The 18,326-nt window shown below is 40.1% G+C and carries 15 protein-coding genes; 4 read left to right on the top strand and 11 right to left on the bottom strand.

The genetic code is table 11. The annotated features are described in order from the left end of the window. Nucleotides 1-579 precede the first annotated feature (579 nt). The 5 genes from CVD27_RS14980 to CVD27_RS14965 all read right to left on the bottom strand — a co-directional run bounded on the left by CVD27_RS14980 (nt 580) and on the right by CVD27_RS14965 (nt 5,959). On the bottom strand, nt 580-2,013 hold the full coding sequence (locus CVD27_RS14980; protein WP_101648729.1) for an MDR family MFS transporter: 1,434 nt from the start codon (nt 2,011-2,013) through the stop codon (nt 580-582). Between the two features lie 54 nt (nt 2,014-2,067). Then, nucleotides 2,068-2,199: a hypothetical protein gene (locus tag CVD27_RS28755; RefSeq protein WP_257984369.1), complete on the bottom strand. Its 132-nt coding sequence runs from the start codon at nt 2,197-2,199 to the stop codon at nt 2,068-2,070. Nucleotides 2,200-2,723: 524 nt separating this feature from the next. Then, entirely contained in the window at nt 2,724-4,055 is a 1,332-nt protein-coding gene (locus CVD27_RS14975) for a GH25 family lysozyme (RefSeq protein WP_180960294.1), read from the bottom strand. Nucleotides 4,056-4,843: 788 nt separating this feature from the next. Beyond that, a complete protein-coding gene (locus tag CVD27_RS14970) occupies nt 4,844-5,146 on the bottom strand; it encodes an ArsR/SmtB family transcription factor (RefSeq protein ID WP_101648715.1) in 303 nt (100 codons plus the stop codon). A 45-nt stretch (nt 5,147-5,191) separates the two neighbouring features. Further along, complete coding sequence (locus CVD27_RS14965; protein WP_101648714.1) at nt 5,192-5,959, bottom strand: SDR family NAD(P)-dependent oxidoreductase; 768 nt, start codon at nt 5,957-5,959, stop codon at nt 5,192-5,194. Nucleotides 5,960-6,311: 352 nt separating this feature from the next. Here CVD27_RS14965 and CVD27_RS14960 point away from each other — a divergent pair, with 352 nt between their 5' ends. Next, nucleotides 6,312-7,736, top strand: coding sequence for a hypothetical protein (locus CVD27_RS14960; RefSeq protein WP_101648713.1), 1,425 nt, complete (start codon nt 6,312-6,314; stop codon nt 7,734-7,736). A 416-nt stretch (nt 7,737-8,152) separates the two neighbouring features. Here CVD27_RS14960 and CVD27_RS14955 read toward each other — a convergent pair whose 3' ends face one another. Beyond that, nucleotides 8,153-8,563 carry a J domain-containing protein gene (locus CVD27_RS14955; RefSeq protein WP_101648712.1) on the bottom strand — a complete coding sequence of 137 codons (411 nt, stop codon included), beginning with the start codon at nt 8,561-8,563 and terminating at the stop codon, nt 8,153-8,155. 207 nt (nt 8,564-8,770) lie between these two features. Here CVD27_RS14955 and CVD27_RS14950 point away from each other — a divergent pair, with 207 nt between their 5' ends. After that, nucleotides 8,771-9,652 carry an ABC transporter permease subunit gene (locus tag CVD27_RS14950; protein ID WP_101648711.1) on the top strand — a complete coding sequence of 294 codons (882 nt, stop codon included), beginning with the start codon at nt 8,771-8,773 and terminating at the stop codon, nt 9,650-9,652. Nucleotides 9,653-9,693: 41 nt separating this feature from the next. Then, nucleotides 9,694-10,704, top strand: coding sequence for an ABC transporter permease (locus tag CVD27_RS14945; RefSeq protein WP_142384102.1), 1,011 nt, complete (start codon nt 9,694-9,696; stop codon nt 10,702-10,704). Nucleotides 10,705-11,075: 371 nt separating this feature from the next. On the opposite strand, the gene CVD27_RS14940 is transcribed toward CVD27_RS14945, so the two are convergent. Next, entirely contained in the window at nt 11,076-11,759 is a 684-nt protein-coding gene (locus CVD27_RS14940) for a DNA-binding response regulator (protein WP_308301799.1), read from the bottom strand. Nucleotides 11,760-12,243: 484 nt separating this feature from the next. Here CVD27_RS14940 and CVD27_RS14930 point away from each other — a divergent pair, with 484 nt between their 5' ends. Next, nucleotides 12,244-12,699 (top strand): staygreen family protein, encoded by a 456-nt coding sequence (locus CVD27_RS14930; RefSeq protein WP_101648707.1) that lies wholly within the window; start codon nt 12,244-12,246, stop codon nt 12,697-12,699. A gap of 269 nt (nt 12,700-12,968) precedes the next feature. On the opposite strand, the gene CVD27_RS14925 is transcribed toward CVD27_RS14930, so the two are convergent. From CVD27_RS14925 to CVD27_RS14910, 4 genes are all read right to left on the bottom strand, one after another. Next, entirely contained in the window at nt 12,969-14,123 is a 1,155-nt protein-coding gene (locus CVD27_RS14925) for a glycerate kinase (protein WP_101648706.1), read from the bottom strand. A gap of 27 nt (nt 14,124-14,150) precedes the next feature. Then, on the bottom strand, nt 14,151-15,425 hold the full coding sequence (locus CVD27_RS14920; RefSeq protein ID WP_101648705.1) for a GntP family permease: 1,275 nt from the start codon (nt 15,423-15,425) through the stop codon (nt 14,151-14,153). 120 nt (nt 15,426-15,545) lie between these two features. Beyond that, nucleotides 15,546-16,667: a sugar diacid recognition domain-containing protein gene (locus CVD27_RS14915; protein ID WP_101648704.1), complete on the bottom strand. Its 1,122-nt coding sequence runs from the start codon at nt 16,665-16,667 to the stop codon at nt 15,546-15,548. 172 nt (nt 16,668-16,839) lie between these two features. Beyond that, complete coding sequence (locus CVD27_RS14910) at nt 16,840-18,174, bottom strand: aspartate aminotransferase family protein (RefSeq protein ID WP_101648703.1); 1,335 nt, start codon at nt 18,172-18,174, stop codon at nt 16,840-16,842. Between the last annotated feature and the right edge of the window lie 152 nt (nt 18,175-18,326).

Here is an 18,326-nt window from a genome sequence, read left to right as displayed (position 1 = left end):
TCCTAATAAATTATGCACATTTTCCTGAATAATTTGTAGTGTTTTTTGGGGATTGGTGTAATTTACCAATTAATTTAAGGTGTCAAAGATGGATTCCTTATCTCAATCCTACAGAGAAAGTTTGTGAAATATTGTACTTAAGCTAATACGAACGGGTAGTTTAGTTAAAGAAGGATTTAAATATAATAGATGGTACTGAAGCAAAATAATAATACTTTTTTCATCTCTTAGATGCTCCTTCTTTATGTATATTTCCCTATATAAATTTACCAAGATTTCCAAAATATTTACTTAAATTAACGGGATACAATTGTTGAATAATGAAAAAAGCATTGGTGAAATAACCTAGGATGAAGCCCCCACCTTTTTCATTCGCAGGTGTCTGCCAGTCATTAGACTATTGTGAATTAGTGTGCGAATTCTAGTGTGAATTCTAGTGCTAAAATAACCAAAACGTTGTTATACCAAAAAATAAGGGATACCAATTCACACGTGAATTGGTATCCCTTTTAGCTTGTTATTGGATGTTTTCTTCCTCAAAACTGAACCCGTTACCATTGCAGGCTCTCTTTTAAAAAATTAATGCACAGAATTCATCGCGGCATGATTGACGATGACTCGGCGGATAAAGAACGCAAGAACCAGACTGATCAGCGTCACAATCATGGCAAACAAGAACACATTCTGTGAGCCAAGCGTCATGGCATTAGCCATCTCAGCCGGTTTAGTTGGAGCAGACGATTCGCTCATATACTTCTCCATGCCACTCGTTAGAATGATAATCGCAATCGTTGTTCCGATGGCACCCGCCACCTGCTGCAATGTGTTCATAACTGCCGTACCGTGCGGATAAAGCTCCGGCGGCAGCTGGTTCAAACCATTCGTCTGCGCCGGCATCCAGACCATGGAGATCCCGACCATTAGTCCGATATGCAAGGCGACGATAAAGGCAATCGAAGAGGAGGACGAAATGCCGGAGAGAAGCCATAACATAATCGCCACAATGACAAGGCCTGAAATCACAAGCCACTTCGGCCCATATTTGTCGAACAAACTCCCCATGCGCGGCGACAGGATGCCGTTTAGCGCACTCCCTGGCAACAGCATAAGTCCAGCCGTGAAAGCAGATAGCTTCATACCGTTTTGAAGAAACATAGGCAGAATAATCATGCTGGACAAGATAATCATCATACAAGCAAGGACCATAAGCAGTCCCACATTATACATTGGGTATTTAAAGACACCAAGGTCCATCATCGGCTCATTCATAAACACCTGCCGTAGAATGAACAGTACGAGTGCTACCAGCCCGATAACGATAGGGAAAACTACCGCTGGGTTGGTCCAGCTTTCAGCCCCCTCGCCCGCCTTACTAAAACCAAAGACCACCCCTCCGAAGCCAATCGTTGATAATACGACAGACAGCAAATCGATTCGAGGCTTCGTAACTTCAGTAACATTTTCCAAAAACTTCAGCCCAACCAACAGCCCTATGATTAAAAATGGCAAAGAGAGCCAGAAGATGTAATGCCATGTTAAGTATTCAATTAATAGACCGGCAACAGTTGGACCAATGGCTGGTGCGAACATAATCACAAGTCCGACGAAACCCATCGCCGCTCCACGCTTCTCCGGTGGATAGACAACTAGAATCGTATTAAACATGAGCGGAATCAAAAGGCCCATACCGGCCGCTTGAAGAACACGGGCAACCATAAGCATTTCGAAATTAAGCGCAAGCGCCGCAATCAATGTACCTGCGATCGAGCTCACCAAGGAACCGATAAACAATTGCCTCGTCGTAAACCATTGCAGGAGCAACCCCGTCATCGGCATCAAAATGCCAAGCGTAAGCAGGAACCCCGTCGTCAGCCACTGTGCGGTAGCGGCCGAAATTTGGAACACGACCATTAAATTACTTATTGCAATGTTAAGAGCCGTCTCACTGAACATGCCAACGAAACCGCAAATGAGCAGCGACGACATAATGGCACGAGTATTATATTGCTTCATTTTCAAATCCCACTTCCCCCTGATAACTATTTTAAGTGTGTTATCTGTTACATTTTAGAGTCCAGCCTTATCCAAGTCAATAAAGGAGCATGGGGACGGTTCTGCCGCTTCCGAATCATGGGGACGGTTCTGCCGCTTCCAAGCCAACTGCCCCCCTACGTCACAACTATTTACACGAAACGACATCCTTACGACTTCATTCCCTATGTGCCATACTATTCAATCGTTTAATTAAAATGGCTGCAAGTACTGGTCTATTCATCATTCCCCTTCCAAGGGTGAAAAAAGATTGTCGAGGTCGAAAATGAAATCTCACACAAAAACATTCATCTTTCCACAAAATCAGATAACATTCTCTCGAACCTACACGATTCTATAAAATTCTCCGTAATTCCACTTTACACAAACGTTTAATTAAAAGTGACCTAAACACACTCTATTCCTGAATTATTGTCTACAAACATCTAAGAAAAATGGTGATAGCGCTAGGAGCAAGGTACCTATAAAATTTTGAATAGCAAATTTCAAAAAGCAAATAAAGACCACTTCCTTCTCAACTTTTCAAGAGGGTCAGTGGTCCTTATAATCCTATAATTAACCTCGCTTACCGTGAAATTGTTCACTGTAACTCTTCCAACTGCGAACTTATCTTTTACATATACTGATTGTTTAACTGCTAATCGGTGTTCGTGTTGACTTCATGTTACCATTTACTTTACAGAGGAAAACGTTGTGCTTGCACTGCTTGAATGGTAGTTTGCCATTGTAGTAGTTACGGTAACGTTAAATGTTCCACGCAAATTTTTGGATATGAAGTAATTATAAGTAAAAGTTCCATTTGTATCTGTTTTACCGGTAACCGATGTAATGCTGCCTCTTGGATTTTTCACGGTCAATGCTACCGTAGCTCCACTTAAAGGGTTACCGTTGCCGTCTTTGGCTGTAGTGATTAGTTTGGCATAATTGCCGCTATTATATTGGCTTTTGTCAGCAATCACATTGGTCACGGTTTGTGCAGTAGCTTGTGTTGTTACGGGTAGATTTACCGGACTGCTTTGCCCTTGATCATTCACTGCGGTAAGGGTGTAAGAATAAGTAGTATTCTCCAAGAGTCCTGTATCAGTAAAGATTGTTGCTGTGCCTTGATATACTATATTCCCATTTCGCTGCAACTGATAAGAAGACGCATTAGCAGATGGGCTCCAACTTACTTGGACCGAATTAGCCGTGGGATTAGCCGTAAAGTTACTCGGAACAGCAGGCACTGAAGGAGCATTTGTCAAGTAACCCCGCAAAGCATCAATTGACGTTGGACCATAATCTAAATCTACATATCCCGATACTCCTGGGACTGACCCTTGGTCACTGTACTGCCAAGCCGTCCATTGAGTCCACCCACCAACAGCTGGTGGCTGAGTATTGCCATAGCGTGTCCATGCAGCAATCCAAACGGGAAGGTCTGAAAGCTTACCTCCAAAATCGTTGTACTGCTCTACAAACCAATCACCTGTGTACACCATTACCTGGCGATTCGTCAGTGACTTCACCGTATCGGTAAAAACTCTTGCCCAACTGGCTATTTCATCGGAAGTTAGCGTACCAGTTGCAGCGGGTTGTTCCAAATCAAGAACAGGCATGATATCCCCAAAATCACCCATTCCCTCATTCTTCATGACATCGACGAAATACTGCGCTTCGGCTTTTGCTTGGTCAGGGTTATATGGCGCACTCGGACTTGCATAGTGGTATGCACCGAAAGGGAGCCCTGCTGCCCTTGCTCCCTGCAAATTAGTAGAAAACATAGGGTCGGTATAGGTTGTACCTTGGGAAACCTTTGCATATGCGAAGGCTATACCTGAGTTTTTAACCTGATTCCAGTCAATGGTTCCTTGCCAATGCGATACATCAATTCCTTTTAAATTGGCGCTTGTCGCTGGCTGCATTAGTCCCGTCGCACCAGCCACCGAATGACTCGTTAATAGAACGCTAAACAGAAGAACAACTGAAAAAAACGGGCGAATCCACTTTACTGCATGTTTCAAGATCATTTCTCTCCCTTAAATCGGATATAAAATTATGAAACTAGTATTCTAGCAATCTCTTTCCGTGGAAAAACTACTAGTTTATATTTCTATCATACATAAGGGATAGCATGAGAGTAAATGTGGAATAATTGGAAATAATCCGCAATATAAACCAATATTTAGGGATGATTTGAATGAGAAAAAAAAGGAATATTGATTAAATTACCCCAATAATAGGGAATGGTTTGAGTTCAAGGAAGGAAAAGTGGAAACACTAATTACTGTTCATTAATTTAAGGCAATAGGAGATTTATTTGTTAACCAGGTCTGTCGACTTCCCACCAAGAAAGCGGAGCATTTTATGACCTTTGGGACGATGAAGATGCGGAAGAGTAAAGCGGAGAGTTTGCCAAAGTAACTTACGTGAAAACTGTTTCCGCTTCCTGCTAGTATCCCAATCATAATAGCTTGGTTTAATTGTTAAGAATACTTTCCTTTAAACACCCCACAATAAAGTGTAATCATCCTCAGTAATACTTAATGGCGGAGAAAGCTGTAAAATATTATTGTAGCCGGCAACAGTATCACCGTTTTTGCCAATTAATAGGCCTTTTTCTCTGCATAGAGCAACCAGTATTTTTATAAAAATAAAGCATCACAATTTAAATTACAAAAAAAAGCTGCGATATTATTAAATAACTCGCAGCTTTTAACTTTATAATAACCGTCATTAGGTTAGGTTAGATAATTGTTCAATTTAATAATTTTACCCCGTATTTGTATTGATAAATACTTTTGTATTTTATCTATAGACATTCATTTTCAACAGTATGAATGAGTTTTTTTAATAATTCTACCGAATTGTCAAGGGAAAGCGAATAATACCGCTGTGTGCCCTTTTGTTCAATCTTCACAAGATTTTGTTCACGCAGGATTTTTAAATGATGGGAGATAGCCGGCCGTGATAATGTGGAATGTTCGGCAATTTCATTTACACTTAAGTTTTCCTGTTCCGCTAATAGTAAAATAATATCTTGCCTAGCAGGGTCACTTAATGCAGTAAAAAGCGGAATACATGAACGAAAAACTTGAATTGCTTGTTCCCCCATTGAACGATCTCCTTTTTTCTTCTTTTAACAATTATTAAATCGCAGTTATGCTTCTTTCGCAACATATTTAGCTATTTTAGCCGCAAACCTTCTTGGAAGGAATTTCGCTGCGTATGCTCCAAGTTTGTTTGCACTTCCAGTAATAACTACACGCTTGCCAGCCAGCAATCCTCGGTAGCCTTGTTGTGCGACTTCATTTGATGACATTGCCCTGCTAAACATCTTTGTATTTGCAACATTCGCTATGGATGCAAAACTTGTCTTTGTTGCTCCAGGGCATAGAGTGGTGACCGTTACATCTGTATCAGCCAATTCTTCGACTAGGGCTTCTGAAAATGATAATACATATGCTTTCGTCGCATAGTAAACTGCCATTAAAGGTCCAGGCTGAAAGGCAGCCGTACTTGCAACATTAAGTATTCTTGAGGTATGAGTGTTTTTCTTTAGTTCAGGCAAAAAATAGTAGGTTAATTCTGTGAGAGCTGAAATATTCAATTGAATCATTTCAGATTGCTTTCGAATGTCGAGTTCTTCAAAATTACCCATCAGACCAAAACCAGCATTATTCACTAAGGTATTTATTGTAATCCCTGCTGCTTTTACATCCTCATAAACTTCTTTGGCTGCATGAGGCTGGCTTAAATCCTTATTGATTACCGTCACTGTTAAGTTGGGGTATTGATTTTTAATCTCTTCCATTTTGGTTCTATTTCGGGCCACTAGCACTAAATCATACCCATCTGCTGCAAACATTTTTACAAACTCATAACCTAAACCACTTGTAGCACCCGTAATCAAAGCAGTTTTATTCATTCTATATCCTCCTGTCATTTTGATAAGTTAATAATTAGATGTATATAAATGTTTTAATGTTTAAAAGTTTGAACGTTTAATTACTTAAACATATAATATAGCCATTATTCATTAAAAGCAACTCTAATTTTTTCCTAAGATTTATTCTGATATGCTTGTTTACTCTAAGTTGAATTCAATGAAATAGATTATAAGTCAAGATTCTCTTAACTTATTTTTTGATTCAAAAAGCAAAAACAGTAAAACTTTTACATTATTTTACATAACTTTAACTCACAGATCATGTGAATTTAATAGAAAATAATTATTTTTATTTATGTAGACAATTCAAGATGAAAAAGGAGAGGAAATAATGAAAAAGAAAAGAAAATTAGCTGCCGGACTAGCTCTATCGATCTCTCTGTCCTCCATCCCGCTTAACTTTGTAGCGGCAGAGTCCATTCCCCAAGTCCAATCCGAACATAAACAAGTAGAGAAAACATTTACAGTTGCATCTTCAGGTGAAGCACTGCTTGATCTTACTGCAATCGCTCCGGGTGTGGATTGGAGCAAGAAGGGGCAGGAATCAGCGGTCATCACGTTAACGTTAGATGGAAAATACAACCAGGATATCGTTCTCTTTATGGGACAGCAAAAGTTCACTTACAAGGTAGCTCTTGGACACGTGGATCCGGGTGTTCATACATTGAAGGCTTCCCTTAATCTGGACAAGTCTCCAGAAGGAGCGAAACAGGCCAATATTATAAAAATGGATACAAACGTGGTTACTTCTGATTCTGAGGATGCACTAGCCTATCGTTTTTCACCTATCCTATATGGCCGCAATCTGCCAAATATCCCTGGCGCTTATGAGAATAATTATACCGATGTGCCGCTTATGATGTATCATACCCAATCCAAGGACGCAAATGGAAATATAACCATTGAATATACGGTGATTTGTTCAAACGAGGATGGAGGTACAAATACGCCTGCATTAATGGCACGTTGGGGCCGCACAACCGATATCGAGTGGATTTATCGGGTAACACTGGATCCAAATCACAAGGTAATTTCAGAAAAGTACCAATCACCGGGTCACGGAACAGTTGATTTTGACGGGTTAAAAGAACAAGACCATCCTCTTATGTACACATCTACCAGCAATAACAATTTTAGTGCCGTAAAGGCTGGGGATACGACGAGCGGATACAGATTCTTCCTAAATGCTTCCCAAGAGCTTCCTTCCAATCGCACTCGGGAATACATAATGGATCAAAATCCATGGTCCTATCAAGTCATGGCAAAGGAAATGATTCGCGAAGGAAAAATCGAACCAATGGCGAACCCTGATTCACAGGAAGTTTCCGATCAACGCAATTACCTGTATGTAGAATTCAACAAAACGACTTCACCGGCGAATGGTTCAGCAGGAGTAGGAACAGCGATTGGCGTAAAATTAAAAGGAGATCCTAAGCTGTACATGTCCAATCATAACGTTCCGGATTGGTCAATAACACGTGACAATCCTGCAGCAACCACTGTGGAACTTCCTGCAGGAACAACCACCAGTGATATTGAGAGCATTCAAGCGATTGCTGTTCCGTTTGATTCCAATCCGAACGATGCCATTAATCCACCTGCGAATTACCAAATCACTGTAAAAGATGTCAATCGCGCCTTCATGCTGGACAGTGATTATAAACCGCAAGCATCCTTGATGGAGTGGCATGGTACACAAGTTTTAACAGCCCAAAATCCGACTGCGGTTTTATGGACTGCTACGGATAAACAATAACTGAAGGGAGACGGGGACGTCCGAAAAGTGGGTTTCGACTTACTTTTTGGAGCCCCTTTTCTATTTCAATAAAGCACTCCTCATTCCCCCTCTATGAAGGACAAACTTTCTTAAAGCAACCGGCAAAGTGTCCTTCCTATAGTACTTTTGGTAGGTTAGATGTTAATTAATATAAAACCGCCTCTATTTATGGTATGGTTTACCAGGATTAATTCTAAACTCTTCAGTCCTGTTAAAAAAACCCTCCATTCATTTTTATATAATTCCATTTTACAAATGATGGTTTCATTTATGGAGGTTAGTCACTATCTATTAAAAATAGTAAAGGTGCTAAGCGCGACAAGGATCGAAAACTTTAGCGTGGTTCACGTGGATGCTATTTAATTCATACCCCGGCTTAAAATTATTTTTTTCTCCTACTTAGAAGCAGAAGAACCGTCCCCATGCTTCCTTTTATTAAAATAAGCATTTCCAAACACTCCAATTAAAAGAAGCGCTGTATGTATGAGTACAGGTGAAAGGGATCGATTTTTTTTCTGTATACTTACTATTTTAATAGAGGAATTCGTTTTGGCAGGAGCTTCCTGTTTTAGATGATGTGTGATGTTAGGAGCCTTTTTGAAAAGGAGATCGTCATATTTCTTTCTTTTTTCAACATTTTTAAGAATTTCATATGCTTCTTTTACTCTTTTAAACTGTTCTGCATTCCCTTTATCTTTATCTGGATGTACTTCTTTTACTTTTTTTCGATAAGCGTCTTTAATCTCACTAAAGGTTGCACTATAGGGTACGCCTAAAATACGATAGTAATTCCTAATGGGTCCCATGTATTTTCCACCCTCTTTTGGTTAAAATTGCTCCGGCTTTCCCGATTTAATCCTTCCAAAATAGTATTCTAGTTCTTTGGAAAATATTCGTGTTTTACGTACAGCATGGAATGTAAAGTTAGGTACAGTTCACCGTAACTTATTCTAAATGTGGTTATTTTGTATTATAATTACATTATTGAATACTTTTGGTAAGGATGGATAAATTTGATTAAAAAAATATTATATCTCCCCCTACAAGTAACGGCCATTTTTGCCGGTTTTGTCTTTTTGATGAACATCCCCATATTTCTCCAATTTAATGCTAAGGAAAAAAGAATAGATATGGATATTAGCTTATATTGGGAGTACTCCAAAAGTAACCTAAGCTGGTTTCTTCATATCATCGACGAAGTTCCCTATATATTTGAATATTTAAATGCCTCCACCATTGATAAATATTACTATACAATGAGCATCTTATTACTTGCCCTCTTATTTGCCGTAATTGCGGGGCTGGTTGTTTCAACCACAATCATGCTGCTGCCCACATCCGCCCGAAAAAGATTAAAAGGTTTTATTGATTTCACGACAAGTGCACCTGAACTATTAATCATCTTCTTGTTACAATACTTAGTCATCTATCTGTATAGAACTTACGATATTAAACTATTTCAATTATATGGCGGAATGAGTACACAGCCTTATTTTTTACCAGCTTTCGTATCTTCCTTTCTCCCTGCCCTTTTCTTAATACAGTTTTTATTAAGAGAATTTTCGAATGAAGAGTTAAAGGATTATGTCGTATTTGCAAGAGCAAAAGGCCTGTCACGCAGAACCATTTATTTAAAACATATCATACGTAACATTATTCCTTTATTACTCATTCATCTAAAGGTAATTATCTGGTATATCCTTACGAATATTATAGTAGTAGAATACTTATTTAATATAGATGGGTATATTGGGATTGTAAAATCTCTCTTTGCTAAGCGGATTGTCCCCTATGTGATAAGTCTTCTGCTTTTTGCAGCTCCTGTTATTCTATCAAATTTACTTTCTTGGATTATAACCATTAGGATGAAAAGAAAGGAACATAACAGTATATGAGGATATTAAACTACAAAAAGACTTTTTTTGGCTTGTTAATCTTGAGTCTTATCTTATTTATTAGCCTTCTCTATCCCCTATATGGCCCGTCTGATTTTAACAAAACACGAATCCTTCATGATGAAAATGGAGTTATGATCGGGATGCCGCCTTTCCCGCCTTCATCACATTTCATTCTTGGTACTGACCGAAATGGAGCAGATATCCTTTTAATGATGATTTATGGTGCGAAATATACGATCCTTATTGCCTTTGGCATTACCATACTGAGGGTTTTTATTGGCGGTCTGCTCGGGATCATTTTTTCATTTTGGCTTAAGATACTTTTGCCACTTGTAAAAGATTTGTTTGTTGTATTTCGGATTATTCCGCATATTATTCTCACGTTATTACTTATTACAGCTACATCAACTACCTATGTAAAAGATGGTACAGTGTTCATCATTACCTATCAGATGATCATTTTAGTGATTGTGGGTGTTCCTTCTGTCCTTGTTAGTACATCAGATATCATCCAAGAACTAAAAGGAAAGTCCTTTATCCAAAGTTCCTATTTAATGGGGGCAGGTCATTTTCATATCATAAAAAGGCATTTGAAGCCTTTTATGTCCTCATATGGTTTGTTACTATTTGTTCAACAATTACTCAATACGTTGGTGTTGATTATGTTCCTAGGTACCTTCAATATTTACTTGGGGGGTATCTCGCTTGACGAAATTGTCGGTACAGCGGAATTCGGGAGCTTGGGGATCGGTGCTCACAACGTTCCAGGTCAAGTTAGTTCACTTACGAAGGAATGGTCGGGATTAATTGGTCAAAACTACCGAGAATTCTATAGGGTTCCATGGATTGTCTTAGATCCACTGTTTGCCTACTTTTTTTTAATATTTCTCATTAATATGATGAAAAAGGAGCTTGAATCAATAATCGAAGGCCATTTCAAAAACCACCGATCTAAAAAAGTACATAAAAATAAAACGCAAGACAGCAATATGGTGCCGCCCCTTTCTCCGGACTTTACTTTTCCAAATAAAACAGAGTTGGAAAATTGAGATGTTGGATGCTCTCTCTGATATGGTCAATAATAGAGTTCAAAACAGTACCTATCTACTCATTAAGATGGTGCTGTTACCATTTTTGGAAAAATCTCATTTACTTATGATGCGGTTCACCATGATATATCTAAATGAGGCTTCTTGAATCTTGTCCTTAATTAAGTAACCAGCAAAGTAAAATAAGCGGAGGTTTTTCGGTTAGATGCAGAATAGAGCTCGTTTCGGGGGATATAAGGGGAGGTTTTCCGATTATGTAAAGCAAAATCCCCCATTATCACGTGTTTCGATTCAATAGGCGGAATCTCTCCGTCTATTGAAGCTATTTTAAATGCTAATTACTAATTAAGCGAAATTTCTCCGTCTATTTATCAGATCGGGTGCTTAACCTGATCCCCCAACCGATAAGAGCGGACCCTCTTGATCCCAGATGCGGGAATCAGCCTCTTTTTATCGACTAGTTGAGAAAGTATTTTTTTTACCGTCTTGTCACTTAACTTCAAATACTTCTCGACTTCTTTAGGGGATATAGCTTCCCCTTTACGAATCGCTAGCCGAAGTACTTCCTTCTCCAAAAAGGACAGAGATGTCTGATCCAGTTCATCACCCAGCCATCGCCCAATCACTTGCTGCACAATCTGCTGGCATCGACGAGGCTTCTCTTTCACTTGGTCATAAGAAAAGCGGATCACGGTCCATCCGTCAATCACCAGCTGGTTTTGGCGTTCCAGGCTGTCGGAAAATTGCCATCTGCTTATGTTCTTTAGGTGAGGGCCATACCCGTCAACCTCAAAGCAAATTCGGATAGCGGGACGAATATAAGCAAAATCCAAATATCTTTTGCCATCCTTGAAATCATTGACTTCATATTCCGGATGAAGATATCGGAAATGGTAAAATAAAGGCCACCATACCTGCTTTAAAAACAACATTTCAGCCTCATTGTGACCCTCTTGTAAACGCCTCAATCGTTCACCGGTTCTTGCCTGCAAGTGAGCATTCAAAAAGACCTGGTATTCTTTTTCAAATCCCATAGCATTCCACCTCTTATCCAATGGTCATGTCTTTACAGCAACCTTTAGTGGACAAACCTTAACTATTTTGGAAACCGTTCTTTTCTCAATTTCTTCTACTATCAAATTTTGCATACATTCATATAACTTCGGATAGATTTTTTATAATTAATGAGTGTTAATGCGAGTGAAAAAAAGAGGTCTAATGTGGCTTTAATTGGAGAAAGTAAAAGGCAAATAAAGACTTGCAGAGTAGCTAATATAAAAAGAATATTTAGAGAAGAATTTGAGGATAGAACTATTTTTAGTTTAATAGAATTCCTAAATTTGTCAATCTACTTTCTTTATATTTCGACAACTCCATTATTATTTCCGTTAAGAAAACTTATTATGTTCTAGCCTCCCCAACCCCTTCAGTCCCTCTAGAATTCCAGAGTGAGCGCTAACTGAATCTTATGACTGTCCACGAATGAACAAATAAAAATGAACATATTTATTAAAAAACTGGCCGATTGGAGTTGGTTGCTTGAGCCATTTTAATCCTGAAAAACTATTTGTGGCATACAGCAGTGGTGTAACTGCTACGGAACCTGTTATTCCAAGATGTTACACCCTCACTCACTCTGATATGACTGGAGATCTATTTTTAACCATTGGAAGTCGTTATGCCTGGGAAAAGATCAATCCTAATAGAGATGAAGTATTAGGAGTATGGAGACAAGTTGGAAGTACCTTGCATTTTTATGTTTATTTATATATAGATCAGGGGGAATATAACATAAATGTATCTGCTAAACGCAATGAAATATTTAAACGTGAATTACCACTTGCATTAACAGCTATTCGATACGGTGATAGGTTCTTATTCGACGCATACCCTAATCTAGAACAATCTTTAATCATCATTCACTTTATGTCTGCCTATCCTCAGTTTGCTAGACAAGAAAGTTGGGGAACCTTCCACCACTTTCCATACAGATAATTATCTCTGTAATTAAACTAAATAAGACCCTCAACAAGGTTGAAGGTCTTTTCTATCTTGATTTCTTAATGAAGTAAATGTCTTAACTGTTCAGCGTGTCTTCGACTGTCATTAATTGTTTCATCGGCAATTTGCTTACTATTGGGATCTAAGTCACCTTTTACAAATATCCGTAATATGAATTTGAACAAACGATGGGGTAAACTGAACAATGGGGTTGCTGCGAATTCTCCCGTTATTGTCTTACTCGGCTTTTGGTTTTTTGTCCCCTACTTGGAAGCACGAGAACCGTCCCCATGCATTTTAAAAACGGCAGCTATATTGGATGCGGTTGTCTCGACGTATTCTTCTGCATGCTTAAAAGCATCTTCTAATAAGATCACCCCAGGGACAACGCTGAATATCGCATCAATCCCATATTCATGGACAACAGCACTATCCTTCGACACGTTTCCAGCAATCCCTATCACAGGAACTCCATATTTTTTAGCTGTCTTAGCAACCCCAATTGGAGTTTTGCCAAAGATGGTTTGTCCGTCAATCTTGCCTTCTCCAGTGATGACCAAATCTGCGTCCTTAACAATATGTGATAGACCGGTGGCTTCAATCACTATATCAACGCCTCGCTTCAATTCTGAAGGTAGAAAGGCTAGTAATCCTCCTCCAAGACCGCCAGCTGCGCCAGCACCAGATACATCCTCAATTTTTTTACCAAGATCTCGTTCTATAATGGCAGCATAATGACTAAGATTTTTATCCAACTGTTCGATCATTTCTGGTGTAGCCCCTTTTTGCGGGCCAAAAATAGCAGATGCTCCCTTTTCGCCTGTTAGCGGATTGTCCACATCGCAAGCTACCTCAATTTTAATGGTTGCTAAACGCGGGTCAAAGTCCGATAGATTAATAGAGGCTAAGTGGCAAAGAGCGCCGCCCCCTTCTCCTATTTCCATTCCGTCCTTATCAAGCAGACGTGCTCCAAGGGCTTTTGCCATTCCAGCACCGCCATCGTTTGTCGCACTCCCGCCGATCCCAATAATAATATGGTTCACACCGTAGTCAAGAGCAGCAGAAATTAATTCACCTGTCCCTCTAGTCGTTGTCACGAGAGGATTGCGATCCGCGGCAGGTACTAGGTGTAAACCTGAAGCGGCAGCCATCTCAATCACAGCCGTTGTTTGGTTGCCAAGGATACCAAAGAAAGCATCGACTGGTTCCCCCAGCGGCCCCGTTACAGTTTTCGAAATAATTTCTCCCCCGGTTGCGTCTACTAATGACTGGACCGTCCCTTCTCCCCCGTCAGCCATGGGTACTTTTACATATTCAGCATCAGGTAAGACCCGTTGGAAGCCTCTTTCAATCGACTCCGCTGCTTCTAAGGCGGATAAACTTTCTTTAAATGAATCTGGTGCAATTACTATTTTCATCGTTTTCCCTCTCCAATCTATTGGATGTTATCCAAATAAATGGAATACACCATATATTAAGGTAGATATAATAGCCAATGTTAAACCGACTAGCGTTTCGTATGGAATCACTTTTAGACGTTCTTTAATTTCCATGTTGACGCTTCCGCCTGTTGCATGGAAGAAGCTTCCATGTGGTAAGTGATCTAAAACAGTTGCACCAGCATGAATCATAGCGGCACCAGCAATAGCCGAAACACCCATTCCTAAGATGGTTGAACTAAATACTTGGCTCGCTACAGCTGTACCTGCAGTGGTAGAAGCAGTGGCGGCTGACATAAAGATACCGGATACCGGTGCAAGAACATACCCTGGGAGTCCAAGTGCATTTAATCCTTCTATTAAAACATCTTTTAATCCAGAATTCGCAATAATTCCAGCAAGAGTACCTGTTCCAAGAAGCATAATAGCCACACCGGACATTTTCCCTAAGCCAGATATGGCATATTCGTTCACCTTTCTTCCTCTGCCCATCACGATGGCGCCAATAATCCCCCCAATCGGTAATGCAATCATCGGATCAATACTAATATCGAACAATGGCCTTAAGGCTAATAAAATAATCGTTATAATCGGTGCAATAAGAGCCGGTAAAAAGGAAGGAAGCGGCCCGCTGTTATGAGATTGAACTTCTTGTCCTTGAACGGTTGAACCCTTTTTCACTAGTTTTTTAGCAAGGAAATACGTGACAACCAGCCCGAAAATGGCAGGAATGATTCCAGCAGCCATAATCGATGTTAATGGAACTTTAAAAGCATCCGAAGCGGCAATGGCATTCGGGTTTGGTGACATAATGTTACCGGCTTTGCCTCCGCCGATCATGGCTAATAAAATAGCCGTTTTTGAAATGCCAGCTCTCTTGGCAATCGCAAGAGCAATAGGAGAAACGGTAATTACAGCTACATCGATGAAAACACCTACTGCCGTTAAAATCATCGTTGCAATCGCTAAAGCAAGTAACGCTCGCGTTTCACCCAGTTTTTTAACAATGGTTTCAGCAATGACGGCGGCAGCTCCAGACTCGATGAGAACGCCAGCTAAAACCCCTGCCGCTAAAATCCTTAATACGGCTGGAATAATACCTTTAGCCCCTTCCATCATTAAGGTTACTGTATTGGTTATATCTACTCCCCCAACTAGACCGCCGACTAACGCCCCAGCAATCATTCCATAGGCAGGAGAAACTTTCTTTAAAATTAAAACGATGGCAATAACTAATGCGACAACGGCGCCTAAAGCGCTTACTTGAATAGGTGCATCCATTTGTTTATACCTCCTTGTTGTTTGTATCTAGATTGTAAGCGTTTCACAAAGGATTTACATTGTTCAGGCCATCAAAAAAAAGACCTAGTTTATCCAGGTCTTTTTGTGCATTTGCACAAATCATTTCACTTGATTTTGCAAAATAGATAGATAAAGCTCAAGTAAATCCTTTACTTTACGGGGATCCTTGTTTGTTAGTTCGGTAATACGGTCCAAACGGTATCTGAGCGTGTTACGATGGATAAATAGCCGGCCAATCACTTTATGGTTGTCTCCATTCTCCTCAATATACACCCTTAAGGTTTCTAGCAGTTCTCCTTTTTTATCATGCTGTTTTAATTGTTCAAAATAAGGACCAATCTCCTCGCCAATACCATATTGATTGGCCCGCGCCAGAAAAACAGGCAGCTTATAATCCTCATAAAAATAAATTTTTTTATGTGGGTCCAGTTTTCCACCAACAGTCGAAGTATAGACCGCCTTCCGGTAAGACTCAGCGATTCCATCAATGGTTGGGTGATAGCTGCCCACAGCAATTTTACAGTCTAATTTTCGATATTTTTTTAAGTCCCCAACCCATTTTTCCATTTGCTGCAAGGTTTTGTCTGATTCCCATTCTAATTCTTTTATACTTATTTTTTTTAATAGAACCATATGATCCGGATGCATTACATATAAGTCAGCTTGATCTAATTTATCTCGGATCCATTTGTATCCTTTCGGATTGTTTTCAACCGTCAGAAGAATAGCAACTCGTGGGAGGTCTAAATCTATTCCAAGCCGCTTTACCCTTTCAAAATAAAGGGAGTTTAACTGATCTGTACCGTGCAGCAGCTGACCAGTAAGTTCTTCTTTTAATCGTTCATCCCACTGCATTTCATCTATTAAGACTGCTTGTTCAAGGATCATTTCTGCGGCCATTTTGACCAATTCCCCGTAGCTTCGAATTTCATCAGGTGCTCCCGTGATTCCAATGACACCGGCGATCTTGTCACGGAATTTAATTGGAAGGTTAATTCCTGCCTTAACTCCGTGAAGTTGTTTCGCCTCGTCTTCACCGATCTCAAATCCTGTCTTGGTGGCTATCACTCTTACAGCACCCTCATGAATCGTATCTATTCTTTTCTTATCACCTGATCCAATAATAATCCCTTTTGCATCCATGACATTAATATTTCGGTTGATAATTTCCATCGTTCGATTCACAATTTCCTGAGCCAAGAGTTTGTCTAAAAATCTCATAAAAAACCCTCTTTCAAGGAGGCATTCCCCCACCCTATTAAATCATTAACAGAGTGTGAAAACAACGGGGGCAAGGGAGGGTTATGAAAAACGTTTTAACGCGCATATTAACATAATGGCATGGGGACTTTTCCCCTACTCAGAAGCACGAGAACCGTCCCCATGCTTCATGTTATTCAAGAATACTCTCCTTTAAACACTTTACAATAAAGTGAAAATCATCCTCGGTAATGCTTAATGGCGGAGACAGCTGTAAAATGTTATTGTAGCCGGCAACGGTATCACCGTTTTTGCCAAGTAATAGGCCTTTTTCTCTGCAAAGAGCGATTATTTTATTAACCTGCTCAACAGGTATAGGTTCCTTTGTTTTTTTGTCTTTGACTAACTCAATCCCAACAAGAAGTCCCCTGCCGCGGATATCTCCTACATTTGGATGTTCAGTTAACTCCGCTAGTTCTTCTAAAAGCCGTTCCCCTAATACTTTAGAACGTTCGACGAGGTTTTCATTTTCCATAATTTCTAGATTCTTTAACGCCAAGGCACAGGCAGCTGGACTGCCGCCAAACGTATTCACATGACGGAAGCGGTCATAATCCTCACTTCCCACGTATGCTTCATAAATCTCTCTTTTGACAGCTGTAGCGGATAATGGCAGGTAGCCACTCGTAATTCCTTTGGCCATGGTCACAATATCCGGCTTTACTCCATAATTCATAAATCCAAATGGCTTCCCGGTCCGGCCGAAACCACAAATCACCTCATCACAAATAAGAAGGGCGCCGTGCTCCTCGCAAATCTCTTTTACCCTTGCCATGTATCCATCAGGCGGCATCAAAATGCCACCTCCGGTAATAATCGGCTCCATGATGACTCCTGCGATGGTTTCGCTTAACTCCCATGTCATGACACGATTGATTTCTTCTGCACTGGCTAGGGTTTCTTGATCCGCTGGATTTCGGTAAAGATCCGGTGGTGCGACATGAAGAAACCCCTGGCCTAATGGCTCATACTTGTATTTTCTTTGCGCTTGGCCTGTTGCTGCTAGAGCCCCCATGGAATTCCCATGATACCCGCGATAGCGGGAAATAAACTTATATCGGCCTGGACTTCCTTTTTGATGGTGATATTGGCGGGCAATTTTAAAGGCAGCCTCATTCGCTTCCGATCCACTATTCGAGAAAAAAATAACATAATCGTCCCCGAGCCATTCATTTAATTTCTCTGCTAATTTAATCGCGGGTAAATGACTTTGTGTCAACGGATAGTAAGGCATTTCTTCTAGCTGTTCAAAGGCAGCCCTTGCGAGTTCCTTCCTTCCATAACCCACATTTACACACCAAAGACCCGACATCCCGTCTAGATAGCTTTTCCCATTGATATCTGTTACCCACGCCCCAGCTGCTTTCGTAATAATTAAATTGGCTGGATTTGTCCCTGCTCCCCGCATCGAATGCCAAAGATATTTCTCATCGGTTTCTTGATAGCTTTTCCCCTGTGTTGCTTCCATCCTATTCACCCTCTTTTTAATTTTTGTATTGATTTAACTATATAGATAAATGAATTGACACTCAGTAGACAATTTGTCAGTAAATTCGGCTAAATTTATACACAAAGCTGCGATTTCATAAGAAAAGCGTAAGCGCCTTGATCAGCCCCGAC

It is taken from the genome of Neobacillus cucumis (assembly GCF_002860255.1).
Taxonomy (GTDB): Bacteria; Bacillota; Bacilli; order Bacillales; family Cytobacillaceae; genus Neobacillus; species Neobacillus cucumis_A.
Note: the sequence above shows the minus strand (reverse complement) of the source record. Positions and strands in the feature narration are given on the sequence as shown.

Coding starts and splice junctions, on each gene's coding strand:
- CVD27_RS14980 (WP_101648729.1), bottom strand. CDS start 2,013: ATGAAGCAATATAATACTCGTGCCATTATGTCGTCGCTGCTCATTTGC.
- CVD27_RS28755 (WP_257984369.1), bottom strand. CDS start 2,199: ATGTCGTTTCGTGTAAATAGTTGTGACGTAGGGGGGCAGTTGGCTTGG.
- CVD27_RS14970 (WP_101648715.1), bottom strand. CDS start 5,146: ATGGGGGAACAAGCAATTCAAGTTTTTCGTTCATGTATTCCGCTTTTT.
- CVD27_RS14965 (WP_101648714.1), bottom strand. CDS start 5,959: ATGAATAAAACTGCTTTGATTACGGGTGCTACAAGTGGTTTAGGTTAT.
- CVD27_RS14960 (WP_101648713.1), top strand. CDS start 6,312: ATGAAAAAGAAAAGAAAATTAGCTGCCGGACTAGCTCTATCGATCTCT.
- CVD27_RS14955 (WP_101648712.1), bottom strand. CDS start 8,563: ATGGGACCCATTAGGAATTACTATCGTATTTTAGGCGTACCCTATAGT.
- CVD27_RS14925 (WP_101648706.1), bottom strand. CDS start 14,123: ATGAAAATAGTAATTGCACCAGATTCATTTAAAGAAAGTTTATCCGCC.
- CVD27_RS14920 (WP_101648705.1), bottom strand. CDS start 15,425: ATGGATGCACCTATTCAAGTAAGCGCTTTAGGCGCCGTTGTCGCATTA.
- CVD27_RS14915 (WP_101648704.1), bottom strand. CDS start 16,667: ATGAGATTTTTAGACAAACTCTTGGCTCAGGAAATTGTGAATCGAACG.
- CVD27_RS14910 (WP_101648703.1), bottom strand. CDS start 18,174: ATGGAAGCAACACAGGGGAAAAGCTATCAAGAAACCGATGAGAAATAT.